General features: G+C 68.1%; 7 protein-coding genes. 5 read left to right on the plus strand and 2 right to left on the minus strand.

Annotation, left to right across the window (positions count from 1 at the left end; translation table 11 throughout):
* Window positions 1–48: 48 nt before the first annotated feature.
* Both MYL53_RS01865 and MYL53_RS01870 read left to right on the plus strand, forming a co-directional pair.
* The gene (locus tag MYL53_RS01865; RefSeq protein WP_247851663.1) at window positions 49–330 is read left to right on the plus strand and encodes a hypothetical protein; all 282 of its coding nucleotides are present in this window, start codon (window positions 49–51) and stop codon (window positions 328–330) included.
* A gap of 110 nt (window positions 331–440) precedes the next feature.
* On the plus strand, window positions 441–911 hold the full coding sequence (locus MYL53_RS01870; protein ID WP_247851664.1) for a GFA family protein: 471 nt from the start codon (window positions 441–443) through the stop codon (window positions 909–911).
* An 81-nt stretch (window positions 912–992) separates the two neighbouring features.
* Here the strand turns inward: MYL53_RS01870 and nhaD are convergent, their stop codons facing one another.
* The gene (gene nhaD / locus MYL53_RS01875) at window positions 993–2,477 is read right to left on the minus strand and encodes a sodium:proton antiporter NhaD (protein WP_247851666.1); all 1,485 of its coding nucleotides are present in this window, start codon (window positions 2,475–2,477) and stop codon (window positions 993–995) included.
* A gap of 215 nt (window positions 2,478–2,692) precedes the next feature.
* Between nhaD and MYL53_RS01880 the strand changes: the two genes are divergently transcribed.
* From MYL53_RS01880 to MYL53_RS17320, 3 genes are read left to right on the plus strand one after another with little or no spacing between them, the layout of a single operon-like run.
* Complete coding sequence (locus MYL53_RS01880; protein ID WP_247851668.1) at window positions 2,693–3,655, plus strand: YbgA family protein; 963 nt, start codon at window positions 2,693–2,695, stop codon at window positions 3,653–3,655.
* Complete coding sequence (locus MYL53_RS01885) at window positions 3,645–4,844, plus strand: methyltransferase (protein WP_247851669.1); 1,200 nt, start codon at window positions 3,645–3,647, stop codon at window positions 4,842–4,844. Before MYL53_RS01880 ends, MYL53_RS01885 begins: the two co-directional genes overlap by 11 nt.
* 45 nt (window positions 4,845–4,889) lie before the next feature.
* Window positions 4,890–5,426, plus strand: coding sequence for a GNAT family N-acetyltransferase (locus tag MYL53_RS17320; protein ID WP_247851670.1), 537 nt, complete (start codon window positions 4,890–4,892; stop codon window positions 5,424–5,426).
* A gap of 124 nt (window positions 5,427–5,550) precedes the next feature.
* Here MYL53_RS17320 and MYL53_RS01895 read toward each other — a convergent pair.
* Window positions 5,551–6,045 (minus strand): hypothetical protein (locus tag MYL53_RS01895; RefSeq protein ID WP_247851671.1); only part of this gene is annotated, 495 nt, incomplete at its 5' end.

Raw genomic sequence — 6,045 nt, forward strand, 5'->3', positions numbered from 1 at the left:
AGTGTCGTCCCGCTCGCATCTCTCTCCTTCAAGAGCTGGAGGTGTTCCATGAAACGCATGCTGCTCACGACGTGCCTCGTGGCCGCGTTGGGGGCTTCCGTATCGACGATGGCGGTGGCGATGGAGGCCCCCGACACCATACCGTCTGCCGCCGACCGGCAGGTCGTCGGCAGTGACGCGGTGCGCCAGATAGACGAAGCGCCGCTGATGCTGGCGGTAGGCGATGCCTGGGAAACGCGCAGTCAGCGCGTGAGCCAGCCGCTCACTCCCAAGCGTTCCCACACGATGCTGCGACACGGGGTACGTGAGACCAACCCCTGGTGGCGCTGAGCCACGCGGCAACCCATCGGCCGGGCATGCCCGGCCGATGTTTTCGAGGCGTCCTCTCATGCGGTGGTCGACTAGGCTTGAGCCATGGCCGCTGACCGAGGAGAGACGCCATGCGACTCGAGGGTTCCTGTCACTGCGGGGCGATCCATTTCCGGGTGGAGGCCCCGCATCTCTATCCGTTCAATCGCTGCTACTGCTCGATCTGCCGCAAGACGGCAGGCGGGGGCGGCTATGCCATCAATCTCGGCGCGCTCGCCGAGACGCTGGAGGTCGAGGGCGCCGAGCACGCGACGGTCTATCACGCCGTGCTCGACGGCGAGAAAAGCCCCGGCGAGCGTCATTTCTGCTCGCGCTGCGGCACTGCGCTGTGGGTGTTCGATCCGCGCTGGCCCGAGCTCGTCCATCCCTTCGCCTCGGCGATCGACAGTGACCTGCCGGTGCCGCCGGAGCATGTGCATCTGATGCTGGGCAGCAAGGCGAGCTGGGTGGAGGTCGAGGCGGGGCCCGACGATCGCTGCTTCGACGACTATCCGGACGAGAGCCTCGCCGACTGGCATCGGCGGCTGGGGCTGGAGCGCTGAAGCGCACCGACGAAAACACGCGCGGCGGGCCGAAGCCCGCCGCGCGTGGTGCCGAAGCCGCCCGGTGGGGCGGGGCCACCGTCAGTGGAAGACGGTGAAGCTGTCGGCGTTGAGCCACAGGTGCGTGAGCACGCTGGCCACGTAGCCCAGGGCGATGACCGGCGCCCAGCGCATGTGCGCGGCGAAGGTGTAGATGCCGCGCGCCTGGCCCATCAGCGCTACCCCGGCGGCGGAGCCCACCGACAGCAGGCTGCCGCCGACGCCGGCGGTCAGGGTGATCAGCAGCCAGTTGCCCATGGCCATGTCGGGGTTCATGGAGATCACCGCGAACATCACCGGGATGTTGTCGACCACCGCCGAGATCAGGCCCAGCACCACGTTGGCCCAGGTCGGGTCCCAGCCGGCGTAGAGCGTCTGGGACAGCAGGCTCAGGTAGCCCATGAAGCCCAGGCCGCCGACGCTCACCACCACGCCGTAGAAGAACAGCAGGGTATCCCACTCGGAGCGGGCGATACGGGTGAAGACGTCGAACGGCACCACGCTGCCCAGCGACTCCAGCTTGCGCCAGTCGCCGCGCTGGCTGTAACGAGTGCGCTTGCGCTCCAGCGAGCGCGGCAGGCTGCGGCGCAGGTAGTAGCCGAAGAACTGCAGGAAACCCAGCCCGGTCATCATGCCCAGCGCCGGCGGCAGGTGCAGCACGGTGTGGCAGAGCACGGAAATGACGATCGTCACCAGGAACAGCAGCACGATACGGCGCGCGCCACGCTTGAGCCAGATGTGCTCCTCGAGCGGGCTCGGCTTCTTGTTCTGGATGAACAGGCTCATGATGATCGCCGGCACCAGATAGTTGACCAGCGACGGCCCCAGCAGCTCGAAGAATTCCTGGAACTCGACCAGCTTGGACTGCCAGACCATCAGCGTGGTGATGTCGCCGAAGGGGCTGAAGGCGCCGCCGGCGTTGGAGGCCACCACGATGTTGATACAGCACAGGCTGATGAAGCGCTTGTCGCCTTCGGCCACCTTGAGCACCACCGCGCACATCAGCATGGCGGTGGTCAGGTTGTTGGCCACGGTGGAGATCCAGAAGGCGAGAATGCCGGTGATCCAGTACAGGGCGCGGTAGCTGAAGCCCTTCTCGACCATCCAGGCGCGCAGCTTGTCGAACACGCGACGCTCTTCCATGGCGTTGACGTAGGTCATCGCCACCAGCAGGAACAGCAGCAGCTCGGTGTATTCGAGCAGGGTTTCCTTGAAGGCGTGCTCGGCGGCATCCGGCAGGCCTTCCTGGACGTAGACCCAACCGATCAACGTCCAGATAAGGCCAGCCGCCACCAGCACGGGCTTCGACTTGCGCATGTGCAGCTTTTCCTCGGCCATGACCAGCGCATAGGCGAGGATGAACAGCGTGACGGCAATGAAGCCGCTCAGCGTGTAGGTCAGGTCCAGCTCGCCGGCGCCGGCGGCCAGCACCTGAGGGCTGAACAGCAGCAGTGCTGCGAGCACGAGAAATCCTGGCCGCCGGTCACGTTGCCGGAGCCAGTGTTGCGGTCGACATCTTGTCAGCATGGCGAAAGCATCCTGAGATTGGAGGGAAAGGGGGGATAAATCGCGCGTAATTCTACTACATGGCCTGTCTTATCACTATGCATGGACGGCCTGCAGTGAGCGGCGGGAGTGTCGACTTTCGGCTAATGGGGCGGCGGTCCTCGCGGGGCAAGCGGCGCGGCGTTATCCTGTGCCGATCTGTGTGTTCATCCATTTTCGGGCCAAGGAGTCGCGCCATGTCGTCGCATCCGCAAGCGGACATTCCCGTGGGTATCAGTGCCTGCCTGACCGGCCAGGAAGTGCGCTACAACGGCGGTCACAAGCGGTCGCGCTATTGCCTCCAGGTGCTCGCGGAGCGCTTCGCGTTCGAGCCCTTCTGCCCGGAGCTGGCGGCCGGGCTCGGCGTGCCGCGCGAGCCGATCCGCCTGGTCGGCAGGACTGGCGAGACGCCGCGGGTCAAGGGCACCGTCGACGAGACGCTGGACGTCACCGAGCGGCTGGAAGAGGTCAGCGAGACCTTCATCGAGGCGCATCGCCACCTGCGTGGCTTCGTGTTGATGAAGGGCTCGCCCAGCTGTGGCCTCGAGCGGGTCAAGGTCTATCATCCCAACGGCATGCCCAGCCACGCCGATGCCGGCGCCTTCGTGCGTGCCATGCGCCGCGACTTTCCGGAGCTGCCGCTGGAGGAGGAGGCGCGGCTCAACGACCCGGTGCTGCGCGAGAACTTCATCACCCGCGTCTATGCCCTGGACGACTGGAAGCGCCGCGTGGAGCCGACGCCCAGCCGTCACGCCCTGATCCAGTTCCACAGTCGTCAGAAGTTCCTGCTGATGGCGCATCGCGTCGAGACCTATCGCGAGCTGGGTCGCTATCTGGGCGAGGCCCACGACGTGCCGCTGGACGAGGCCATGAGTCACTATCTCAAGCGCTTCATGGAGGCGCTGTCGCGGCCGGCCACCCGCAAGTCCCACACCAATGCGCTGATGCACGTGATGGGCTATCTCAAGCGCGCCCTGGACGGCGAGACCCGCCAGGATCTGCTGGCGGCGGTGGAGGAATATCGCCTGCAGCAGGTGCCGTTGGCGGTGCCCATGCGGCTGCTCAATCACTACATCCAGCGCCATGGCTCCGACTACATCCGCGCCCAGTCCTACCTCGACCCGCATCCCTACGAGCTGGGCCTGCGCAATGCCATCTGAGCCAGCCCTGGCGTCGCGCTTCGCGGCGCTGACGCGCCTGCTCGCCGAGGGGCAGGCGCTGTGGCGACCGCTGCCGTTCCAGCATCGTGACGTGCCCTGGGGCGAGCGCGTCCCGGGGCTGGCGGACGCGCTGCAGGCGCTGTCCGACGACGAGGCATGGCGACTTCAGGACGCGCCCTTCGAGGCCTCGCCGCTGGCCGACTGGCTGCCGGTGGACGCGCTGGCCGAGGCCGTCGACCTGCCGCATCTGGCGGCGGCCGATGGCGCGCTGCCGGAGGCCTGGGGCGAGGGCATCGGTGCGCGCAAGTGGCGCCAGATCCAGGCCTTCGCCGGCCGTGTGGCGCCGAAGCGCGAGGCGTCGCTGGTGGAGTGGTGCGCCGGCAAGGGCCACCTGTCGCGGACCCTGGCCCGGCGGGACGGCCGCTTGGTCATCGGCCTCGAATGGCAGCCGTCGCTGTGCGAGTCGGGTCAGGCGCTGGCCGAGCGTCAGCGGCAGGCGGTGCGGCTGCAGCGCCAGGACGTGATGGCCGAGGACGCCGGCGACTGGCTGGGTCCCGATCGGCATGCGTTGGCGCTGCACGCCTGCGGCGATCTGCATGCCCGGCTGCTCGAGCTGGCCGCCGAGCGCGGCGCGACGGTGACGCTGGCGCCGTGCTGCTATCATCGCACCGCGGCCAGCGACTACCGCGCGCTGTCGGCGCGGGGCAGGGCGCTGATGGCCGAGCACGGCCTGACGCTGTCGCGCGAGGACCTGGCCATGGCGGTGCAGGAGACGGTGACCGCGCCCGCCGGCGTGCGCCATCATCGTCGGCGCGCCAACGCCTGGCGGCTGGGTTTCGACCGCCTGCAGCGCGAGGTGCGCGGCCGCGATGAATACCTTCCCGTGCCCAGTTGCGCCTACGGCAGGCTTCCCGACGACTTCGCCGGCTTCTGCCGCTGGGCGGCCGAACGCAAGGATGTCACACTGCCGATCGACGTTGATTGGGCCTCCTTCGAGGCCGCCGGCTGGTGGCGCCAGGCCGAGGTCGAGCGCCTGGAACTGGTGCGCCATCTGTATCGTCGGCCCCTGGAGGTGTGGCTGGCGCTGGATCGCGCCTGGCGGCTGGTGGAAGCCGGTCGGGAGGTGCGGCTCGGCACCTTCTGCGACCGTGAGCTGACGCCGCGTAACCTGCTGATCGAGACGCGCTGAGCCGTCGCGTCTCGAGACGCATCACGATCAGGAGCCCGAACCGCCGTGAATGATATCGAGACCGACGCCAACGCCCGGCAAGCGAGCCCCGACAAGGACGTGCTCACGGCTGAGCGCCCCTATCTGATTCGCCCTCTCCAGGTCGGCGACAAGCCGGAATGGGCGCGCCTGTGGCAGGACTATCTGGCCTTCTACGACACCGAGCTGCCTGAGGCCGTCTACGACAGCACCTTCGCCCGCCTGCTGACGCCGGGCAGCGGCGAGCCGGCCGCCTTCGTGGTCGAGGTGCCGGAGGCCGAGGGCCGCGAGGCGACCGAGCTGGCGGGGCTCGTCCACTACCTCTATCACGCCCATTGCTGGAAGCTCGGCCCGGTCTGCTATCTCCAGGACCTGTTCGTCGATCCCCGGCATCGCGGGCTGCGTCTGGGGCGCCGGCTGATCGAGAGCGTCTGTGCCAAGGCCGGCGAGGACGGCGTGGCCGACGTCTACTGGATGACCCAGGACTTCAACGCGCCGGCCCGCCGACTGTACGACCGGATCGGAACGCTGACGCCTTTCATCAAGTACGTTCGCAGCGCCTGAGCGGGCGCGGTATCCGAGCACACGCGAATCGGCCACGCCCTCCAGGGCGTGGCCGATTCGCTGTTGTGGCCCTGGCCGGCCGGTCTCGGTGGGGCGGCCACCGTCCATCAGTCCGAGCCGGGCGTTACGGAGTGGCCTGAGGCGCGAGTCGACGGCGCTGCTCGTCGTCGAGCAGCTCGAACAGTGATTGCTGAAGCCGTTGCCGTTCCTGCCACATCTCCCGCTGCCGCTCGGCCATGCGATTGCGCGTCTCGGCCAGCGCTTCAGGGCGCTCTCCGCCGGCCTGGATCTGTGCCATCAGCTGCTGCTGAAGGGCCATCATCTGGCTGCCGTGCTCGGCCTGGCGCTGCTGGAACTGCTCCATCAGCGTGCGAGCCCGCTGGCGTTGTTCCTCGTTCATCACGGCCCAGATGCCGGACTCCATGCCCTGGCCGTAGCCGCCCATCATGCCGGGCCCCATGCCCTGGCCGTAGCCGTTCATCATGCCGGGGCCCATGCCCTGGCCGTAGCCGCCCATCATGCCGGGCCCCATGCCCTGGCCGTAGCCGTTCATCATGCCGGGGCCCATGCCCTGGCCGTAGCCGCCCATCATGCCGGGCCCCATGCCCTGGCCGTAGCC

The organism is Halomonas getboli (assembly GCF_023094245.1).
GTDB lineage: Bacteria > Pseudomonadota > Gammaproteobacteria > Pseudomonadales > Halomonadaceae > Halomonas > Halomonas getboli.

Bases quoted from the DNA above. Each gene is read 5' to 3' on its own strand.
- MYL53_RS01865 (WP_247851663.1), top strand. From the start codon at position 49: ATGAAACGCATGCTGCTCACGACGTGCCTCGTGGCCGCGTTGGGGGCT.
- MYL53_RS01870 (WP_247851664.1), top strand. From the start codon at position 441: ATGCGACTCGAGGGTTCCTGTCACTGCGGGGCGATCCATTTCCGGGTG.
- nhaD (WP_247851666.1), bottom strand. From the start codon at position 2,477: ATGCTGACAAGATGTCGACCGCAACACTGGCTCCGGCAACGTGACCGG.
- MYL53_RS01885 (WP_247851669.1), top strand. From the start codon at position 3,645: ATGCCATCTGAGCCAGCCCTGGCGTCGCGCTTCGCGGCGCTGACGCGC.
- MYL53_RS01880 (WP_247851668.1), top strand. From the start codon at position 2,693: ATGTCGTCGCATCCGCAAGCGGACATTCCCGTGGGTATCAGTGCCTGC.